General features: G+C 66.8%; 17 protein-coding genes. 2 read left to right on the top strand and 15 right to left on the bottom strand.

The window, feature by feature from the left end; all coding sequences use genetic code 11:
• Positions 1-8: 8 nt before the first annotated feature.
• The 5 genes from DJ029_RS03725 to DJ029_RS03705 form a co-directional block, all read right to left on the bottom strand.
• Complete coding sequence (locus DJ029_RS03725; protein WP_112320965.1) at positions 9-947, bottom strand: ABC transporter permease; 939 nt, start codon at positions 945-947, stop codon at positions 9-11.
• Positions 944-1,870, bottom strand: a complete 927-nt coding sequence (locus DJ029_RS03720; protein WP_112320964.1) for an ABC transporter permease — start codon at positions 1,868-1,870, stop codon at positions 944-946. Before DJ029_RS03720 ends, DJ029_RS03725 begins: the two co-directional genes overlap by 4 nt.
• Positions 1,867-3,321 (bottom strand): sugar ABC transporter ATP-binding protein, encoded by a 1,455-nt coding sequence (locus DJ029_RS03715; RefSeq protein WP_112320963.1) that lies wholly within the window; start codon positions 3,319-3,321, stop codon positions 1,867-1,869. The genes DJ029_RS03720 and DJ029_RS03715 overlap by 4 nt, the downstream gene beginning before the upstream one ends.
• 23 nt (positions 3,322-3,344) lie before the next feature.
• A complete protein-coding gene (locus DJ029_RS03710) occupies positions 3,345-4,340 on the bottom strand; it encodes an ABC transporter substrate-binding protein (protein WP_232822950.1) in 996 nt (331 codons plus the stop codon).
• A gap of 243 nt (positions 4,341-4,583) precedes the next feature.
• Entirely contained in the window at positions 4,584-5,528 is a 945-nt protein-coding gene (locus DJ029_RS03705) for a LysR substrate-binding domain-containing protein (protein WP_112320961.1), read from the bottom strand.
• 105 nt (positions 5,529-5,633) lie between these two features.
• On the opposite strand from DJ029_RS03705, the gene DJ029_RS03700 reads away from it, so the two are divergent.
• A complete protein-coding gene (locus tag DJ029_RS03700; protein WP_112320960.1) occupies positions 5,634-6,278 on the top strand; it encodes a glutathione S-transferase family protein in 645 nt (214 codons plus the stop codon).
• 21 nt (positions 6,279-6,299) lie between these two features.
• Here the strand turns inward: DJ029_RS03700 and DJ029_RS03695 are convergent, their stop codons facing one another.
• From DJ029_RS03695 to DJ029_RS03680, 4 genes are all read right to left on the bottom strand, one after another.
• A complete protein-coding gene (locus tag DJ029_RS03695; protein WP_112320959.1) occupies positions 6,300-7,619 on the bottom strand; it encodes a TRAP transporter large permease in 1,320 nt (439 codons plus the stop codon).
• Entirely contained in the window at positions 7,619-8,119 is a 501-nt protein-coding gene (locus tag DJ029_RS03690; protein WP_112320958.1) for a TRAP transporter small permease, read from the bottom strand. The genes DJ029_RS03695 and DJ029_RS03690 overlap by 1 nt, the downstream gene beginning before the upstream one ends.
• Positions 8,120-8,195: 76 nt before the next feature.
• Positions 8,196-9,170 (bottom strand): TRAP transporter substrate-binding protein DctP, encoded by a 975-nt coding sequence (gene dctP, locus DJ029_RS03685; RefSeq protein WP_112320957.1) that lies wholly within the window; start codon positions 9,168-9,170, stop codon positions 8,196-8,198.
• Positions 9,171-9,193: 23 nt separating this feature from the next.
• Positions 9,194-10,324: an FAD-dependent monooxygenase gene (locus DJ029_RS03680; protein ID WP_112320956.1), complete on the bottom strand. Its 1,131-nt coding sequence runs from the start codon at positions 10,322-10,324 to the stop codon at positions 9,194-9,196.
• A gap of 194 nt (positions 10,325-10,518) precedes the next feature.
• Here DJ029_RS03680 and DJ029_RS03675 point away from each other — a divergent pair, with 194 nt between their 5' ends.
• Complete coding sequence (locus tag DJ029_RS03675; RefSeq protein WP_198671035.1) at positions 10,519-11,319, top strand: IclR family transcriptional regulator; 801 nt, start codon at positions 10,519-10,521, stop codon at positions 11,317-11,319.
• Here the strand turns inward: DJ029_RS03675 and DJ029_RS03670 are convergent.
• From DJ029_RS03670 to DJ029_RS03645, 6 genes are read right to left on the bottom strand one after another with little or no spacing between them, the layout of a single operon-like run.
• On the bottom strand, positions 11,316-12,800 hold the full coding sequence (locus DJ029_RS03670; protein ID WP_112320954.1) for an aldehyde dehydrogenase family protein: 1,485 nt from the start codon (positions 12,798-12,800) through the stop codon (positions 11,316-11,318). The genes DJ029_RS03675 and DJ029_RS03670 overlap by 4 nt on opposite strands.
• Before the next feature lie 9 nt (positions 12,801-12,809).
• Positions 12,810-13,637: an aspartate dehydrogenase gene (locus tag DJ029_RS03665; protein ID WP_112320953.1), complete on the bottom strand. Its 828-nt coding sequence runs from the start codon at positions 13,635-13,637 to the stop codon at positions 12,810-12,812.
• Between the two features lie 4 nt (positions 13,638-13,641).
• Positions 13,642-15,294: a thiamine pyrophosphate-binding protein gene (locus tag DJ029_RS03660; protein WP_112320952.1), complete on the bottom strand. Its 1,653-nt coding sequence runs from the start codon at positions 15,292-15,294 to the stop codon at positions 13,642-13,644.
• Positions 15,295-15,318: 24 nt separating this feature from the next.
• The gene (locus DJ029_RS03655) at positions 15,319-16,098 is read right to left on the bottom strand and encodes an SDR family oxidoreductase (RefSeq protein WP_198671034.1); all 780 of its coding nucleotides are present in this window, start codon (positions 16,096-16,098) and stop codon (positions 15,319-15,321) included.
• Between the two features lie 16 nt (positions 16,099-16,114).
• The gene (locus DJ029_RS03650; protein ID WP_112320950.1) at positions 16,115-17,029 is read right to left on the bottom strand and encodes a VOC family protein; all 915 of its coding nucleotides are present in this window, start codon (positions 17,027-17,029) and stop codon (positions 16,115-16,117) included.
• Positions 17,026-17,889 (bottom strand): alpha/beta fold hydrolase, encoded by an 864-nt coding sequence (locus tag DJ029_RS03645; RefSeq protein WP_112320949.1) that lies wholly within the window; start codon positions 17,887-17,889, stop codon positions 17,026-17,028. Before DJ029_RS03645 ends, DJ029_RS03650 begins: the two co-directional genes overlap by 4 nt.
• Positions 17,890-17,895: the final 6 nt, after the last annotated feature.

The following is a 17,895-nucleotide window of genomic DNA, read 5'->3' as shown; positions in this document are numbered from 1 at the left end:
TTCCCCCTTCAGGTGCCGCGTTTGCCGCCGCTTGCCGCGACGATCACGCCGATGATGATAAGCCCGGTCAGCACCAGGCGCACCCCCGCACCGGCGCCGAAGGTGTTCAGCATGGTGACCAGCAGGAACATGAACAGCGCCGCACCCCAGAGGCCGGGCACGTTGGCGAATCCCCCGGCGACGGAAGTACCCCCGATCACCACCACCGCGATGGAGCTGAGCAGGTATTCCTCTCCCATGTTCAGCGCTGCGCCGCCGGAAAAGGCCGAGAGCAGGTAGCCGCACAGCCCCGCCAGCGTGGCGCACATGATGTAGGTGGCGGCGCGGATCCGCTCGACCCGGACACCGGCCAGGTGGGCGGCGCGCATGTTCTGCCCGATGGCGACCACGCCGCGCCCGTAGATGGTGCGCGTCAGCAGCACGTGCCCCGCCACCGCCATCAGGACGACCGCAATCGCGATCACCGGCACCCCGGCCAGCTTGGCGGTGGTGAAATCGGCCAGCGCCTCGGGCGGTTTGACGCGCAGGCCACGGTTCCACCAGATCGCGGCGGACTGGAAAATGAAGCTGGACGACAGCGTGGCGATGATCGGCGGGATGCGTAACAGGCGGATCAGCGCGTAGTTGATCACGCCAACGCCGGCCCCGATGGCCAGCGCAAGGACAAGGCCCAGCGGGATCATCGAGGCCGCGCCGTCCATCGTTTTCATCGCGACGGTGCCCGCCAGCGTCATGCAGGCGGGGATCGACAGGTCCACGTTGCCGGGGCCAAGGGTGATGACGAACATCTGCCCCAGCGCCACGATCACGAAGAACGCGCCGAAGGTCAGCGCGGCGGACAGCACCTCGGCCGAGCCGCGGCCATGGGTGAAGGTCGCCGTCGCCAGCCAGACCGCCAGCGCACCCAGCCACGCCCAGAGCCATGGCTTGCGCAACAGCGCGGTCATGATCGCACCTCCGAGCGGCTGATCAGCACGCGTAGCGCCAGCACGATGATCAGGATCGCCCCCTGTGCGCCGATCTGCCAGTCCGGGTTCAGGCGCAGGAAGGACAGGAACGAGCCTGCCAGCGCCAGCGTGACCGCGCCGATCACCGCCCCGATGGGCGACACGCGCCCGCCCACGAACTCGCCCCCGCCAAGGATTACCCCGGCGATGGACAATAGCGTGTAGCGCAGAGCGATATTGGCATCCGCCGAGGTGGTCAGCCCCACCAACGCCATGCCCGACAGCACGCCGAAGAACCCGGCAAGCGCGAACATGGTCATCTTGATCTTCAGGATCGACCAGCCCGCACGCTCCAGCGAACGGGGGTTGCCGCCCGCGCCGCGCAGCACCGCGCCATAGGCCGAGCGCATCAGGACGATATGCACCACGATGGCGATCACCACCGCCGCGATGATCGGGAAGGGGATGAAGGGCGGCTTAAGCGTCATCAGCGCGCGGATGTATTCCGGCGCCTTGCCCCCCGGCGTGGGCAGCACCAGCACCGCCAGCCCCAGCCAGACGAAGGACATGCCCAGCGTCACCACGATGGAGGGCAGGTTGCGCAGGTGGATCAGCGCGCCCAGCGCCGCATAGGCCGCGATCAGCCCCGCCAGCGCCGCGATGCCCAGCAGCGGCGTGTCGTGCAGCCAGGTGGCGGTGATACAGGCGACAAGGCTGACGAAGCCGCCGATGGACAGGTCCAGTTCATTCACGCAGAGGATGAACATCTGCGCGATGGCGGCCAGCGCGATGGGCACCGCCAGGTTCAGCAGCAGGTTCAGCCCGAAATAGCTCATCGTGCGCGGCTGTAGCCAGAAGATGGCGATCAGCAGCGCGGCCAGGGACAGGGGCGGCAGCAGCCCCCTGAGCAGGCGGGGGTTCATGCGTCCGCCCGGAACGAGGCGTGCAGCACCCGTTCCTCCGTCATCTCGGCGCGCGGCAGGTCGGCGACGATGCCCCCTTCGCGGAAAACATAGACGTGGTCGCAGTTCGTCAGCTCGTCCATTTCCGTGGTGTACCACAGGAAGGTGCGGCCCTTGGCGGCCTCATCTCGGATCATGCCGTATACCTCTTGCTTGGTGCCCACGTCGACTCCGCGCATGGGGTCGTCCATCACGATGATTTCCGCCGGGGAGCCGAGGGCGCGCGCAAACAGCGCCTTTTGCTGGTTGCCGCCGGACAGGGACAGGATCGGCTGGCCCACGTCGGGCGTGCGGATGCCGATCCGCTTGCGCCACTCCTCGGCAAAGGCGCGGGCGGCGACGTGGTCGAGGAAGGGGCCTTTCAGGAACCGCCTGAGCGAGCCGATGGAGATATTCTCGGCAATCGACCAAAGGGGAAAGATCCCGTCGGTCTGCCGATCCCCCGCGACCAGCGCCACCTCGCCTGAAACCTGCGCCCCGGCGGCGTGGTCGAAGACCTGCACCAGCAGTTCGGTCTGGCCCTGCCCGCTGAGGCCCGCAAGCCCGACAACCTCGCCCTTGTGGGCGGCCAGCGAAAGGGTTTCGGGGATCCGGGGCCGGGCCTGCACAACGATACTGGCGGTCTCGCGGATCGCCGCGCCGCCCCTCGCTTGCCCCGGCGCGCGTTCCGCCACACTGCCCATGGCCGCGACAAGCGAGTTGCGGTCGAACGCCTTCGCCCGGTCAAGGGCGACAACCCCGCCGTCGCGCATCACCGCGATCCGGTCCGAGGTGTCGAAAATCTCACCCAGCAGGTGCGAGATCAGCACGCAGGTCCCCCCGGCATCGACGTAGCGGCGCACGTAGGCCAGCAGCTTCTTCGCCGCCACCCCGTCCAGCGAGGAGGTCGGCTCATCAAGGATGACCACCTTCGCCTCGGCCCGGGTCACGGCGAAGGCGCGGGCGATTTCCACCATCTGGCGGCGCGCGATGGACAGGTCCCCGACAAGATGGTCGGTGGAAATGCCGTGGCCGGGAAAGATCTGGTCAAGCATGCCCGAAATCAACTCCCGCGCCGCGCGACGCCAGCCCACCCCCGCGATGGAGGGGTGGGAGATGCGCGCATTTTCCGCCACGGTCAGGTTCGGGCAGAGCGACAGCTCCTGGTAGACGCAGCGCACCCCGTGGGCGACGGCGTTCTGGGGCGTGAGCCGCCCGGTGATGTCCGCGCCGTCGACGGTGATCCGCCCGGCGTCGGGCGACAGGTTGCCCGACAGCACGTTCATCAGCGTGGATTTCCCCGCGCCGTTGTGCCCGACAAGGCCAAGGCATTCGCCGCGCCGAAGCTCCAGCGTTACGCCTGTCAGGGCACGGACGGCGCCGAAACTCTTTTCGACGCCGTCCAGAACGACAATGGGGGATGTTCCGCTCATTGCGGGCAATCCGGGGCGGCGGACTACTTCGCGCCCGCGATCACCGCCTGGGCATCCTCCAGCGTATATTCCACGTTCGCCACGCCGCCTGCCTCGGTGTTAGCAAGGTTTTCCTCCAGGTTGTCCTGGTCGATCCGCAGGAAGGGCACGGTCAGGTCCTTCGGGACCTCGGCCCCGTCAAGGATCTGCTGGGCGACCCAGAAGGCCAGCGTCGAGACGCCGGGCGCGATGGACACGGACATCGTCTCATAGCCGTTCGCGTCCTTCTGTTCCTTCCACCAGGTCAGCTCATCGTGGCGGTTGCCCATGACGATGATCGGCATGTCGCGGTTCGTGGCGTTGAAGGCCTGCGCCGCACCATAGCCGTCACCGCCCTGCGTGACCACGCCGACGATGTCATCCGGCAGGCTGGGCAGAATGCCCGCCACGGCCTTTTGCGCCACGTCCTGCGCCCAGTTGCCGTGGACGGAACCGACGATCTCGAACTTGCCGGTTTCGGCCACGCCCTCGTGGATGCCCGCGCTGATCTCGTCATCGACGAAGACCCCGGCGAGACCCCGGATCTCCAGCAGGTTGCCGCCCTCGGGGAGTTGATCGGCGAGGTAGAGCACCTCGTCCTTGCCCATCTGCTTGAAGTCCACGGCGATGCGCCAGGCGCAGGGTTCCGTGACGATCCCGTCGAAGCTGACCACGACGACACCCGCGCCGCAGGCCTCGGCCACGGCGCCGTTCAGCCCCTCGGGCGAGGCGGCGTTGATGACGATGGCGTCGTAGCCCTGAAGGATCAGGTTCTGGATCTGGGCCGCCTGCTCCGTCACCTGGTTCTCGGCGGTGGTGAAAGCGTCGGCCGCGGCGACAACGCCGTCCGCGACGGCCTGCCCGGTGACCTTTTCCCAACTTCTCAGCATTGCCTGACGCCAGGAGTTCCCGGCGTAGTTGTTGGACAGGGCAATGCGCTTGTCCGAAGTGTCGGCAAGCGCGGCCTGGCCTATCAGCCCTCCGACAACTGTCGAAGCCAAAAGAATAGCGCGTCCTGGTGCATTCATCGTCTTCCCTCCAAAGTTGGTCAAAGCCAATCCGGCTGTTCGTTCGACAGCTCTTGTGTTCAATACGGCATACCCTTTAGGCGGGCTTGATTTCTGTCAACGAAATGATCGTGAAGGGCCCAAGTATTTACGGGGGCGCGATCTACGCCGTGACTGACCCGGGTCGAGGGTTTGGCGGGGGCTCTTGAGAAAAGCGCCGAAAACCTGCCGGACGGATCAGCCTGCGAAACGCTGCAACAGCGCGCTGACCTCGCGGCGGTGAATGTCGGCGCGATCGGCCAGCCAGGTGACGAAGGCGTCGCCCATGTCCGACACCCGCGCGCCGCGCTTGTGCACCAGGCGGTAGCCGTAGGTCGTTTCGACCCGGCGGTCCGCGCCGAAGGGCATCACGAGCTGCCCCGCTTTCAGCGCATGGAACGCCTCCACCAGGCCAGCCATCACCAGCCCCTGCCCGGCGATCGCCGCCTGCAGCCCTGACCCCGCCTTGGAAAAGCGCACCCCGGTGGCCTGCCCGCCGGGCGCGATGCCGACGCTGCGCGCCCAGCCGCCGAACCCGGCCCAGCCCGGATCGCCCGTGCGATTGAGCACGTGAATCAGCGGCACGCCGTCCAGACCCGCCGTATCGGCGCGCAGCCCGTGGCGCGCCGCGAACCCGGGCGAGCAGACCGGCTGCACGCTGTCGCCGAACAGGAACCGCTCTTCAAAACCCGCGCCGAGCGGTTTGCCGTAGCGGATCGCGAAGTCGAAGGTTTCATGGGCAAGGTCGTGATCCCGGTTGGACGCATCGACGCGCAGCTCCGCCCCCGGATGCTTTCCGACGAAATCCGACAGGACCTGCGCGAACCAGTTCTCCGCGAAGGATTCGGGCATCGTGACGTGGATCTGCTCGGGAGCGGCGTCCGGCTTGAGGCTGTGCATCGCATCCGCCAGCGCCGCGAAGCCCGTGCCCAGCGTCTGCACCACCTCCCCGGCCTCTGCCGTCGGGGCCGCGCCCAGCGCCGTGCGGTCGAACAACGGCCGCCCGAGGTAATCTTCGAGCGTGCGGATGCGCTGCCCGACGGCGGCGGGCGTTATGCCGATCTCTTTCGCGGCGGCGGCGAAGCTGCCAAGGCGGAGCGTCGCCTCCAGCGCCCTGAGGGCGTTCAGATGCGTCAGTCTCATCACTGTGCAGGCTAAAGCTTTTCTTTAGCGGGGCCAAATATAATCGGCCGTGCACGCCGCGTAGTTTCCCCGAATACTCGAACCAAGGAAAACAAGGGGACCGAAATGTACACGCTTTACTGGGAACAAATGGCCGGCTCCATCGTGGTGCAGGCAATGCTCGAGTCGATCGGCGCGGACTACGACCTGCGCTACGTGGACATGGGCGCGGGCGAACACCAGGCGCCGGCGTTCCTCAAGATCAACCCGGCCGCCCGGATTCCGGTGCTGGGCCTGCCCGGCGGGCGCGCGCTTGGCGAAACCGCCGCCATCGTCACCCTGCTGGGCGAGCGGCACCCCCAGAGCGGGCTGACGCCGCAGCCCGGCGACCCGGATCGCGCCGCGTTCCTGTTCTGGCTGAGCGTCATGGCGACGGCGGGCTACATCACCTCCGGCCGGGTCGGCCACCCCGAGCGCTTCGCGAGGGACGACAGCGCCATCGCGCAGGTCAAGGCGCAGGGCGACGCGGACTACGTCACCTTCTTCGACCTGATGGAGCGCAGCATCGAGGGCGACGGGCACTTCCTGGCGCGGGGCCTGGGCGCGCTGGACTTCTATGTCGCGATGCTGGCCGAGTGGATCTCGGACCGGGACGGCGTGCTGGCCGAGCGGCCCGCGCTGCGAAAGCTCTGCGACAGGGTGCGCGATACCGCGCCCTACGCCGCGGCGCTGAAAACCCACATGATCCCGGCCGCCAGCGCGCTGGCCTAGGCGCTGGCAGCCGGCGACGGCTTATCGGAACATGTAGTCGACCGGCACCGTGACCAGTTCGGGGAACCAGAACAGGATCAGGATCGCCGCCAGGTCACACAGGATGAACGGCACCGCCGCGCGGTAGATGTCGTTCATCGTCGTGCCCTTCGGGGCGACCGCCTTCATAACGAACAGCGCCCCGCCAAGCGGCGGAGAGGTCGATCCCGTCTCGATCGCGACAAGGTACATCGCGGCGAACCAGATCGGATCGAAGCCGAACTCGCGGATCACGGGAATGAAGATCGGCAGCGTGATCAGCATGATCGGCAGCGGCCCCATGAACATGCCGAGGAAGATGACCGAGCCGATCATCGTCAGCACGATGGCATCCGGGCTGACATCCATCGACACGATCGCATCCACCATGCCGTAAGTGGCCCCCGTGAACGCCAGAAGCTGCGTGAAGGTCACCGCGCCCGAGACGATCAGCAGCACCATCACCGTGATATTGGCACTGCCGAGGATGGACCTGGAAAAGACGTTCCACGTCAGGCGGCGCTTGATCGCCGCAAGCGCCAGCGTTGCGAAGGCGCCGGTCGCGGCGGCCTCACTGGGGGTGGCGAGGCCGAGGAAGATGACCCCCACGACCGAGAAGACGACGAAGCCGAGCGGCAGGATATTCACCGCTGTCGCGTGCAGCTTCTCGGACATGGGCACCGGCTCCACCTCGAACGAGGGGGCGAGGTCGGGCTCCACCGTAACCCGCACGAGGATGTAGAGCGTGTAGAGAACCGCCATCAGCAGGCCGGGCACGATGATCCCGATCAGGATGCGCCCGATGGACAGCTCGGCCACCACGCCAAGGACCACGGCAAGTGAGCTGGGCGGAATCATGATCGCCAGCCCCGCCGAGCCGAGGATCGGGCCCAGCGACATCTGCTTCTTGTAGCCGCGCCTTTCCATCTCGGGCACCAGCGACGAGCCGAGCAGCGCGATGGCCCCCATCGAGTTGCCGGTAAGCGAGGAAAAGAGCACGCCGCCGCCGACGGCCATGAAGGCCAGCCGGCCACGGATCTTGCCGAACCACTTGTCCAGCGTGTCCATCAGGTCGATGGCGATGCGGGACTGGAACATCCCCTCGCCCATGATCATGAACAGCGCGACGGGCACCAGCGTGAAGCTGGACACGGAATCGACGGTGTTCATCACCACCTGCCGCACACCCGGAACGCCGCCCAACAGGATATAGGCGCCGACGATGTTCACCGCCAGGAAGGAAAACGCCACCGGCAGCCCCATGATCATGAGCAGCAGCAAGGGGCCGACCACCATCATGATGACGTGATACCATTCGACCATCACGGGGCCTCCTGCCGGAACACGGCGACTATCTGGAACAGGAAGTGGACCGCCATCAGGAACATGCCGACGGGCAGCGCCATGGTGACCAGGTATTTCGGGGGCGCCATGACCGTGGCCGCGCGAACGCCCGTCCCGTACTGGTCGAGAACGACGTCCAGGCCGACGACCGTCAGCAGCACGCAGACCGCGAAGCCGAGGGCGGAATTGAACAGATGCGCCAGGGCTTTCCAGCCCCTCGGCAGGTTGTCGTACACAAGGTCCAGCGTCACGTGCATGTTCTTTTCAAGCAGGTAGGGCGCGCCAAGGAAGGTGATGTAGAGCAGCGAGTACTCGCTGACCTCGATCACCCACAGGCGGGACGTGCCGAACAGCGCGCGCGACGCCACCTCGAGGAAGATGATCGACGCGGCAAAGAACAGGATGCCCGCCCCCGTGACTGCAAGCAGAAGGTTCAGGCGGCTGAACAGGGTCACGATGCGGCCATAGGTCCGGGGCATCAGGGGTCTCCGTGCAAGGTCAATGGGGCCGGGCTACGCAACCCGGCCCCATTGCAGTCGTTAAAGGGATGCGTGCTCAGGGAACAAGCATGGCCCGCAGTTCGGCGGCAACCTCTGCGCCGGCTTCCTCGGCGATCACGGCCCAGGCGGCGTCGATCGCGGTTTCCCGCAACTTCTGCGCGTCTTCGTCGGACAGCTCGACAACGGTGAAGCCCGCGGCGGCCATTTCCTCGACGCCTGCGGCGACGTCAGCGGCCCAGATCTCGTCGATGCGCGAGGACAGGTCGTCCCGCACGAAGGTGACGATGCGCTGTTGCAGGTCCTCGGGCAGTTCGCCCCAGGCTGCCTTGTTCACCAGCACCGGGAAGCCCGCGCGGTACACGCCGGGATAGACGACATGGGTGACCACGCCCTCGAACTGCTCGGCCCAACCGACGGCGCCGCGCATGAAACCGTCGATCGCGCCGCGTTCCATCGCGGTGTAGATCTCGCCCATCGGCAGCACCAGCGGTTCCGCGCCCAGCGCTTCGAGCATCGGCAGCAGCGTCGGGAAGGTGCGGATCCGCAGCCCTTCCATATCGGACAGGGTTTCGACCGGCTTGTTCAGGAACATGTGGAACGCAAGGTCCGTGGCCGGCACTTCGCCGAGGAAGACGAGGTCCTGCTCGGCGTGCAGTTCGGTCATCCGCTCGTAATAGCCGGTGGGCCGGATTTCATCGTAGCGCAGGAACGACAGGTTCATCGTGGTCGAGGTCGGGACCAGGCCCGAGTAGTAGCTGGGGCTGGTGACGGTCATGTCCATCGCGCCGTTGCGCACCGCCTCGGCCTGGCCGAACGGGGGCATGACTTCGGGGCCGCCGCGCCAGTTGATCTGGAACTCGCCGTCGAACTTGGCGTTGATCTCGTCGACGAACATCGCGAAACCTTTGGCGATGTCGGCCTGCCGCGGCGCCAGGGAAACGGCGTTCATCGTGATTTCCTCGGCAACGGCGGTGCCGCCGAACAGGACGATGCTGGCCGCGACGGTTGCGGATTTCAGTAGGTGTTTCATATCTTCTCCCTAAGGTTGTTCTTTCAGGTCAGCGCCACGGACCAGGCGTCGTATCCATAGACCCAGTCGGCGTTGCCGCCCTTTTTCATCCATTCGTTCGCCAATGAGTTTTCCTGCACCTTCGCCGTGCGCGGTTTGCGCGCCGCCTCATAGCGCTGCAAGGCCGCTTCGACGCCATCGCGGCTGACACCGTCCAGCGCCCGCGACAGGACGACGGCGTCCTCGATTGCCATGCACGCGCCCTGCGCCATGAACGGCACCATCGGATGCGCCGCGTCGCCCAGGATCGTGGCCGCGCCGCGGGACCATTGCGCCATCGGCTTGCGCACGTGGAGCGCGGATTTCGTCACCTCGTCGCAGGCGTCCAGAAGGGCGCGCGCATTGGGGTGGAAGTTCTCGTATTCCGCGCGCAACTCGTTCACGTCGCCCGGCAGGGTCCACCCCTCTTCGGACCAGTCGGTCTGAGGGGTGGTGGCAAAGACGAAGATTTCCTGGCCCAGCGTCAGCGGGAAGGTCACGATCTGCTTTTCGGGCACCTCGCCCCACCACTTGGTGAAGGCGTCCGTGTCCGGGGAGTCCGGGGCGTTTTCCCGCGGGAAGACGGCCCGGTAGGACACGATCCCGGTGAACTCGGGGCTATCGGCGCCCCAAAGCGCGGTGCGCACGGCCGAATGGATGCCATCGGCGCCGATTACCACGTCGAAGTCGCGCTTGTTGCCATCTTCAAAGATGATCGTTGCGCCGTCGTCCTTCAGCGCGACATCGCTGACCGACATACCGGGATGCACGACCTCTTCGGGAAGCTGCGCCTGAAGCGCCTTCAGAAGGTCGGCGCGGTGGATGGTCAGCTGCGGCGCACCGTATTTTTCCTCGGCGGCGGTGCTCATGGGCAGGCGCGAGGTTTCTTCGCCCGTCACCCCGTCCCGGCTGATCCGGAAGGTGGGGCGCGCGGCGGTTTTGCGCAGGTATTCGCCAACACCGAGTTGGTCGAGGGCGAACACCGCGTTCGGCGTCAGGTTGATGTCTGCGCCGACCCTGTTGAAGCCCGCCGCACGTTCGAAAACCTGAACGTCATGCCCTGACTTGCGCAGTGCGATCGCGGCACTGAAGCCACCGATCCCGCCGCCGCAAACGCCTATCTTCAATTTGCTCATGCGCCCCTCTAATCGTTCTAATATGAACTCTGTGTTCAAATGTAGACGATCAAATCGCGACGGTCAAGAAAATGGTTCAAAACAGGCCCGCAAAGCTGTCTAATCGAGGTCCCACCGGAAAAATCAGCATTTACAGCCTGTTCAAATACGCCAAACTCGTTCTATTTTGATCGCCAGCAGAAGAGGGTGAGCTGGTGAACAATAAAAACGGGTCCACGTCGTATTCGGTACCCCCCGTCGAGCGGGCGCTGAGCCTTCTGCGACATATCGGGGACGGAAACAAATGCCGAAACCTCAGCAGCACGTCGAAAGAGCTGGGGATCAATCGGACCACCCTGATCCGGCTGATCCACACGCTTGAGGCCAACCGGATGATCGAGGCCATCGACGAAGGCGCGGGCTACCGCCTTGGCGTCGGGCTGATCACGCTGGCGGCGCAGGCGGTCCATGGACGCGACCTGGTGCAAGTCTGCCAGCCGCTGCTGATGGAACTGGCGCAGGAAACGGGTCTGTCCTCGCATCTTGGCATCCTCGACGGGCGGGACATGGTCTATCTCAGCCGTGAGATGCCCAACACGCACCTGGTCAGCAACATGCGCGCTGGCTCGCGCCTGCCCGCGCACGCATCCTCCAGCGGGCGCGCAATCCTAGCGGCGATGTCCGACGACGACATCCGCGCGCTGTTTTCCGGGGTCGAGCTGGAAGCACCGACGGACAAGACGCCGCTGACTCTGGACGCGGTTCTTGCACAGGCGCGCGAGGACCGGGCCGCCGGCTTCGCCTGGAGCGAGGGCAACTTCGAGGCAGGCATCGGCTCCTGCGCCGTCGCGGTGCTGGACCATCGCGGTAAGCCGGTCGGGGCGATCAATGTCTCCGGCCCCGAGAGCGTCTTCACCGCAGAGGGCAGCACCGGGGACGGGCCGATCAAGCGCGCGGTCCGGCGGGCCGCCAACGCGGCGTCCACCGGCCTCGGCCACGTGACGCGCGAGGGTTAGGGCCAGCGCGCCCAGGGCAGCGGCTGGCCGGAGTGATCGTCGTAGATCGACTTCTGCCGCTGGTAGGCCCGCAACCCGGCCCGCCCCTTTTCCCGCCCCATGCCACTGGCGCCGTCACCACCGAAGGGCGTCGAGATCGAGAATTGCTTGTACGTGTTGATCCAGACCGTCCCGGCCCGGATGGCGCGCGCCAGCCGCCAGCATTTCGCGTGATCGCGCGACCACAGACCGCAGGCCAGCCCGTAATCGTTGTCGTTCGACATGGCGATGACGTCGGCCTCGTCGTCGAAGGGCATCACTACCAGGACCGGGCCGAAGATTTCCTCCCGGCAGGTCCGGTCGGTGTTCGCCAGCCCCGCAATGATCGTGGGCATGTAGTAGGCCCCGTCGTCGTAGCCCGCGCCTTGCGGGCGGGCCCCGCCGGTCAGGATCTCTCCCCCCTCGTCGCGGGCCGCGCGGACATAGGCTTCGACCGTATCGCGGTGATCGGCATGGACCATCGAGGACACCTGCGTCGCCGCGTCGAAGGGGTGCCCGACCTTCAGCGCCTCGGTCGCCTCGACCAGCCGGGCGACGAAACGGTCGTAGATCGAGCGCTGCACGAACAGGCGCGACCCCGCGATGCAGCTTTGCCCGGTGGAGGAGAAGATCCCGAAAAGGATCCCGGCGATGGCCTGATCCTCGTCGCAGTCGTCGAAGACGATGGTCGGGGACTTGCCGCCAAGCTCCAGCGAGATCGGCATCAGCTTTTCCGCCGCCACATGCGCCAGGTGCCGCCCGGTGGAGGTGCCACCGGTGAAGGACACCTTGCCGATGTCGGGATGCTCGACCAGCAGGTTGCCCACCTCGCGCCCCGAGCCGGGCAAAACGGAGTACAGACCCTTGGGCAGGCCCGCCTCCTCGACGATGCGGGCGAGTTCCAGGCTGATGATCGGGGACCAGCTTGCCGGTTTCAGCAGCACCGCGTTGCCCGCGGCCAGCGCCGGGGCGGCTTTCTGCGCGTCCGACGCGATGGGCGAATTCCACGGCGTGATCGCCGCCACCAGCCCGATCGGGTCATGGACGGAGCATGTCAGGTAGTCCCCGCGCGGCGCGGTCAGCAGCTCGTCCGAGGTTTCCAGCACCGCGCCGAAGTAGCGGAACGTTGCGGCGGCGGAAGCGACCAGCGCGCGGGCCTCGGCGCGGGATTTGCTGGTATCGCGGCTTTGCAGCCATGACAGGCGCTCGCTGTTGGCGCTGATCCCCTCGGCGATCCGGTAGAGATAGGTCGCGCGCTCATGCGGTTTCAGGTTCCGCCAGGCGGGGTCCGCCTGCGCGGTCCTGGCGCGGTCGATGGCGCTGAGCACATCCTCGCGCGATGCCCCGGCCAGGGTCATGTTCTCCACGCCCTCGGCGGCGAAGACGGAGGTGATCTCGGCCCCGCGCCCGGTTTCCCATTCGCCGCCAATGAAAAGCCGCCCGTCGGGGAAAGGAAAAGTCATGGAACCCTCTCAGATATTGATGGCGGCGGACCGGTTCAGAACCGCCCGCGCAAGGCTGTAGGCCGTGGAAAGCGAGGTCTTTGGGTTCAGCGGCGATGCGTTCCCCGTCACCTGAAGCGTCAGGTCCATCGCGTTGGAGCTGACGTGAAGCTCATGGGTGTTGCCCGAGGCGATGGGGTCCGCGATCAGGCGCACGCGCGTGGCGTCCATGCCGACCCCCGCCAGCGCGACGGTCGCGGCCACGTTGGCGTTCTTGGGGAAACGGGCCGCCGCCTCGCGCGCGGTGCCGTCGAAGAAGACGGCCTCTTCGCTCAGGCTGGCAAGGTCGAGGTGCTGCTCCGCCTCGGTCCCGGTCCAGGCGGCGGGCGGTTTGCGCCCCACGTAGGTGACCTCGTGAATCCCCGACAGGCGGGCCGCGCCAAGGGCGTCGATCCCTGCGATGGCCCCAGCGGGCAGCAGGATCTGCACGCCCGTGTCCGCCGCGATGCCCTTCAGGCGATCCAGCAGCGCCGCATCGGCGAAAGCGCCGACAGAGGCGGTCAGCAGATCGATGCCCGCCGACAGCACCGCTGGCCCGTACTGGACCACCGCCCCGTGCCCGGCGCATTCGACGACCAGGTCGGGTTTCGCCGCCAGCACCGCCGCGATGTCCGAGTGCACGTCCACGACGATGCCATGCCCGGCGCAGATCCCCTCGGCGCGCTGGCGCGTGTCGGCCATCGCCGTTTCGCGCACAAGCAGCGTCAGCTTGCGCAGCGGGGCGTCCGGGCTTTCACAAAGCGTCGTGACAAGGGTCTGGCCAATCGCGCCAAAACCGATCAGGGCGAGGTGTTGCATCGGCTCAGACCTTGCTTCCGGCGGCACCGGCGGGCGGCCCGGCGAAGGCTTCGGCGAAGGGGCCGATGGCGATCATGTCCACCTCGACCACCGCCGGGCCGCTTAGCGCCATGCTGGCGTCAAAGGTTTCCACGAAAGCGTCGATGTCGCTGACCTTCATGTGCGGCATGTCGATCGCCTCGCACAGCTTGGCGAAATCCGGGGTTTTCAGCGCGGAGTAGTGCCTGCGGCCATCGTATTGGGCATCTTGAATGTTTTCAATCACCCCGTAGGCCGCATCGTTCATCAACACGAAGGTCACGTTCAGACCCTCGTCCACGGCGGTGATCAGCTCGGCGATGCCAAGCATCGCCCCGCCATCCCCGAGCAGCGCCACGGTGCGCGCGCCGGGCGAGGCCACGGCCGCGCCGCAACCCATGGCGATCCCCTGCCCGATGCCGCCGCCCAGCGCGTGCACGCCCAGGTTCGGTGCGGCGATCTGCACGTAACGGTTGCCGAAGGTCGAGTTGGAGATCGTCACGTCCCGCACCCAAGGGTGCGCCCCGGCGGGCACGACTGACAGCAGGTGATCCGCGACCACCTGGTAGGGCCCCAGCCGTTCGCGCAGCGCGCCCTCGGACTTCGCCCGCGCGACGGAGATATCGAAGCGCTGTTGCGGATCCACGTCCAACTGGTCGGGCAGCCGGTCCAGCAGGGCTTGCAGCGTTGCCGCCGCATCGCCGTTCAGGAACATGTCCACGGCATAGTTGCGCCCGCATTGCGTCGGCTCGACGTCGATCTGCACCAGCGGACGGGGCAGCGCCATCTTGTTGTTCAGCGTCTCATTGCCCCGCAGCCGCGAGCCCACGACGATCATCAGGTCGGAGGCGGCGTAAACCCCGCGCGCTTCGGGCGTCATGTTGAACGCGCCAAGGGTGCCCGGCTTGTCCTCGGCCACCACGGCGCGCCCCTGGGTCGAGGTGACGGCCCCGAAGCCGCGCTCGACCAGGGCGTTGGCCTGCTCCGCCGCGCCACGCGCGCCGCCGCCAAGCCAGAGCATCGGGCGCTTTGCCGCCTTCACCAGCGCGGCCAGCGCGTCGAGCTGCGCATCCTCGGCCCGCGGCGTCGGCGGGGTGGAGGGCGCCAGCGTGAAGCTGGTCACCGCCGGCAGGCGCTGCACGTCGACGGGGATTTCCAGGCTGACCGGCCCGGTCGGCGGGGTGCTGGCCGCGCGAATGGCGGCGTCGAGCGTGCCGATGGCCGACTTCTCGTCCCAGATGCGGAAATAGGCTTTCGAGACGCCCTTCAGCATCTCGGGCTGTTTCGGCACATCGTGGATGGCGGCGCGGTCGCGGTCCATGACCTCCCGATCAACCTGCGTCGTGATGTGCAGCAGCCTGCTGCCCGCCGTCAGCGCCTCGGCCTGGCCACCGGCGGCATTGCCCGCCGCCGTCCCGGTCGAGGTCAGCACGACGCCCACCTGCCCCGAAACCCGCGAGAACGCGTCGGCCATGTTCATCGCCCCTGCTTCGCCGCGCGCGGGAACGAAGCGGATGCGGCCCTGTTCGGCGATCCCGTCCAGGATCGGCATGTTGTGGATCGAGATAACCCCGAAGACGGTCGTGATGCCGGCATCCGCAAGGCTTCTTGCGATCTGGTAGCCAACGGTTTCAGCCATTGTCAGTCTTTCTGTCTTGGGCGCTCAGATGAACCGCGATACGCCGCCGGAGATTTCCAGTTGGGCGCCGGTCACATAGCTGGCAGCAGGGGAGGCTAGGAAAAGAAGGGCGCGGGCGGCTTCCTCGGCGCGGCCAAGGCGACCCAGTGGAATGGCCTTGCGGCGGGCAAGATCCGCATACCACGCGTCGCGGGTCTGGGACTGGTCCTCACGGGCGTCGAACCGGCGCTGCCATTGCTGGCTATCCACCAGTCCCAGCACGATGGAGTTCACCCGGATGTCGGGGGCCAGTTCGCTAGCCAGCGATTTCAGCAGGTTCTGCACCCCTGCCCGTGCGGCCGAAGTGCAGACCATGTGCGGCTCGGGCTGGTAGGCGAGCAGCGAGTTCACCGCCGTGATCGACCCCGCGCCGCTTTGAAGCAGAAGCCCCTGGAAGGCGCGGATCGGGTTGATCTGGCTGAAGAACTTCAGGTCGAGCTCATCGCGCCAGTCGGTATCGCTGGTATCGGCAAAGGTCGAAACGCGGCCCTGACCGGCGTTGGTGATCAGCGCATCGCAACCGCCGAACGTGTCGGCGACCTTCGCGGCGAAGGTGGTCGTCGCGTCGGCGTCGAGGACGGAGAATGCCTCCGCAAGGACACGCTCCGCGCCGTACTCCGCCGCCAGTTGCCCGGCGACATCGTGCAGCCGGTTCGCGCCGCGCGCGCACAGGGCGACCTTTGCGCCCTCGTCCAATGCAGCTCGGACGGTGGCCAGGCCGATACCCGACGAGCCGCCGGTGACGACGACGGTTCTGTTCTTCAACCCCAGGTCCATGCGATCAGTCTTTCCGAAGGTCGGGGAAGCCGGGATCAGGGCGCCCCGCCATCACCGCGCGCTGCGCCGGGGTCGGGGGGCCTGCGGTCATCCAGCGATCCATGGAATCCGGATCGGTGCGCGACCAGACCTGCGCCTCATGGGTCGTCTCGTCGATCTGCTGCAATTCCGAAGTGAACTCGATCACGTAGCCCGACGGTGACACGAAATAGGCGAAGGGATTGTTGCCCGGCCCGTGGCGGCCCGGCCCCCAGCTTGGCACCTGGCCGTTCTGCTTCATCCGCCCGATCCCGCGCATGAAGCTGTCGAGGTCCGGCATCTCGAACGCCACATGGTTGATCGAGGGGTACTGCGCGCGCACCAGCGCGATGGAATGGTGGTCGCGATTGCAGCGCAGGAACACCATCATGTCCGCCGAGTAATCGCTGGTCCGGAAGCCGAGGACATCCTGGTACCACGTCTCCAACCCGTCCATGTCCGTCGTGTTCAGCACGACGTGCGAGACCTTGCGCGGATAGGCGTAGGCGTCCTCGGCCTCGTTCATCTCAAGCTCGGTAGTGAAGCGCAGGCGGCGATTGTCGGGGTCGAGGATCTCGAACCCGTAGCCGCCGATCGCATCGTCGAAGATCGCGGGCGCGCCGAGCACGGGCACCCCCTTCGCGACGACGCGCTCATGCAGCGCATCCATGTCGGCGCGGTTTTCCATTCCGAAATGGACGTATTCGATGCCGTAGCTGTCGCCATCCTTCAGGCCATAGATGAACGGCTCGGCCCCGGTGCCGCGCAGGTAGGTGATCCCCGGCTCGGACCGGGCGACCTTCAGCCCCCAGAGTTCGGTGTAGAATTCCGCCGTGTCGGTCATCCCCGGCGCGCGCATCACGATGCCGCGCAGGAACCCTGTTCTTATAGAGTCGCTCATGCCTCTCCCCCTTTGGCGCCGTGACGCGCCGATGATCCCTCGGCCGTCCCGGCGCTTTCCGCAAGCGCCAGGGCCGCGGCGAAGTCCTGCGGTTTCTGCAGGTATACCGCGTGGCCCGCCTGGTTGATCCTGGTGATCCCAGGGCTTTTACCGTTTGCCTTGCCCCATGCCAGCGCGGCGTCTAGCGTCTGCTGTTCCGGCGTCACCCGGTCGTTGATGCCGATGATGAACGTCGTCTCAAGGTGAACCTGCGCCATCAGCGCGAGCAAGTCACCCGAGGCCAGCATCCGGACCGCCTGCGCGTAGCCGCCGCGTTCGACCTGGCTCATCGCGCGTTCCACTTGCGCCACGATATCGAGATTGAGCCGCGGCTCGAAGACGAGGCGCGGCGCACGTTCCGCGGCGAAGGCGTCGGGGCCCTGAAGCTCCAACTCCTCGATCCGGCGGCCGACGTTGCCCGGCAGCGTGCCGCCGGGCGGGACCCGGTAGCCGACCGCGCAGGACGCCAGGACCAGCCGCGCGAGGCGGTCCGGGTGTCGCGCCGCGAAGGCCGCCCCGATCAACGTGCCAAGCGAATGCCCGACCAGCGTCACATCCGACAGCTGAAGCCTGTCGAACAGCCCCGAAAGGGCGGCAGCGTAGTCCTGCGCCTCGGGCCAGGTCCGCGCGAGGGGCGCGGACCCGCCGTATCCCGGCGCGTTCCAGGCGATCAGCCGGGCATCCGGCGGAAGATGCTGGAACAGCGCCAGGAACGAGGACGCGTTGGACCCGATCCCATGGAGAAACACCACGACGGGCCCCGTTCCGGGACGCTCCAGGTAGGTGATCCCGCCTGATGTCTTCTCCTCGGCAATCGGCATCGGACG

The organism is Oceanibium sediminis (assembly GCF_003265325.1).
GTDB classification, from domain to species: Bacteria; Pseudomonadota; Alphaproteobacteria; order Rhodobacterales; family Rhodobacteraceae; genus Halovulum; species Halovulum sediminis.
Note: the sequence above shows the minus strand (reverse complement) of the source record. Positions and strands in the feature narration are given on the sequence as shown.

Coding starts and splice junctions, on each gene's coding strand:
- DJ029_RS03725 (WP_112320965.1), bottom strand. CDS start 947: ATGACCGCGCTGTTGCGCAAGCCATGGCTCTGGGCGTGGCTGGGTGCG.
- DJ029_RS03720 (WP_112320964.1), bottom strand. CDS start 1,870: ATGAACCCCCGCCTGCTCAGGGGGCTGCTGCCGCCCCTGTCCCTGGCC.
- DJ029_RS03715 (WP_112320963.1), bottom strand. CDS start 3,321: ATGAGCGGAACATCCCCCATTGTCGTTCTGGACGGCGTCGAAAAGAGT.
- DJ029_RS03705 (WP_112320961.1), bottom strand. CDS start 5,528: ATGAGACTGACGCATCTGAACGCCCTCAGGGCGCTGGAGGCGACGCTC.
- DJ029_RS03700 (WP_112320960.1), top strand. CDS start 5,634: ATGTACACGCTTTACTGGGAACAAATGGCCGGCTCCATCGTGGTGCAG.
- DJ029_RS03695 (WP_112320959.1), bottom strand. CDS start 7,619: ATGGTCGAATGGTATCACGTCATCATGATGGTGGTCGGCCCCTTGCTG.
- DJ029_RS03690 (WP_112320958.1), bottom strand. CDS start 8,119: ATGCCCCGGACCTATGGCCGCATCGTGACCCTGTTCAGCCGCCTGAAC.
- dctP (WP_112320957.1), bottom strand. CDS start 9,170: ATGAAACACCTACTGAAATCCGCAACCGTCGCGGCCAGCATCGTCCTG.
- DJ029_RS03680 (WP_112320956.1), bottom strand. CDS start 10,324: ATGAGCAAATTGAAGATAGGCGTTTGCGGCGGCGGGATCGGTGGCTTC.
- DJ029_RS03670 (WP_112320954.1), bottom strand. CDS start 12,800: ATGACTTTTCCTTTCCCCGACGGGCGGCTTTTCATTGGCGGCGAATGG.
- DJ029_RS03665 (WP_112320953.1), bottom strand. CDS start 13,637: ATGCAACACCTCGCCCTGATCGGTTTTGGCGCGATTGGCCAGACCCTT.
- DJ029_RS03660 (WP_112320952.1), bottom strand. CDS start 15,294: ATGGCTGAAACCGTTGGCTACCAGATCGCAAGAAGCCTTGCGGATGCC.
- DJ029_RS03650 (WP_112320950.1), bottom strand. CDS start 17,029: ATGAGCGACTCTATAAGAACAGGGTTCCTGCGCGGCATCGTGATGCGC.
- DJ029_RS03645 (WP_112320949.1), bottom strand. CDS start 17,889: ATGCCGATTGCCGAGGAGAAGACATCAGGCGGGATCACCTACCTGGAG.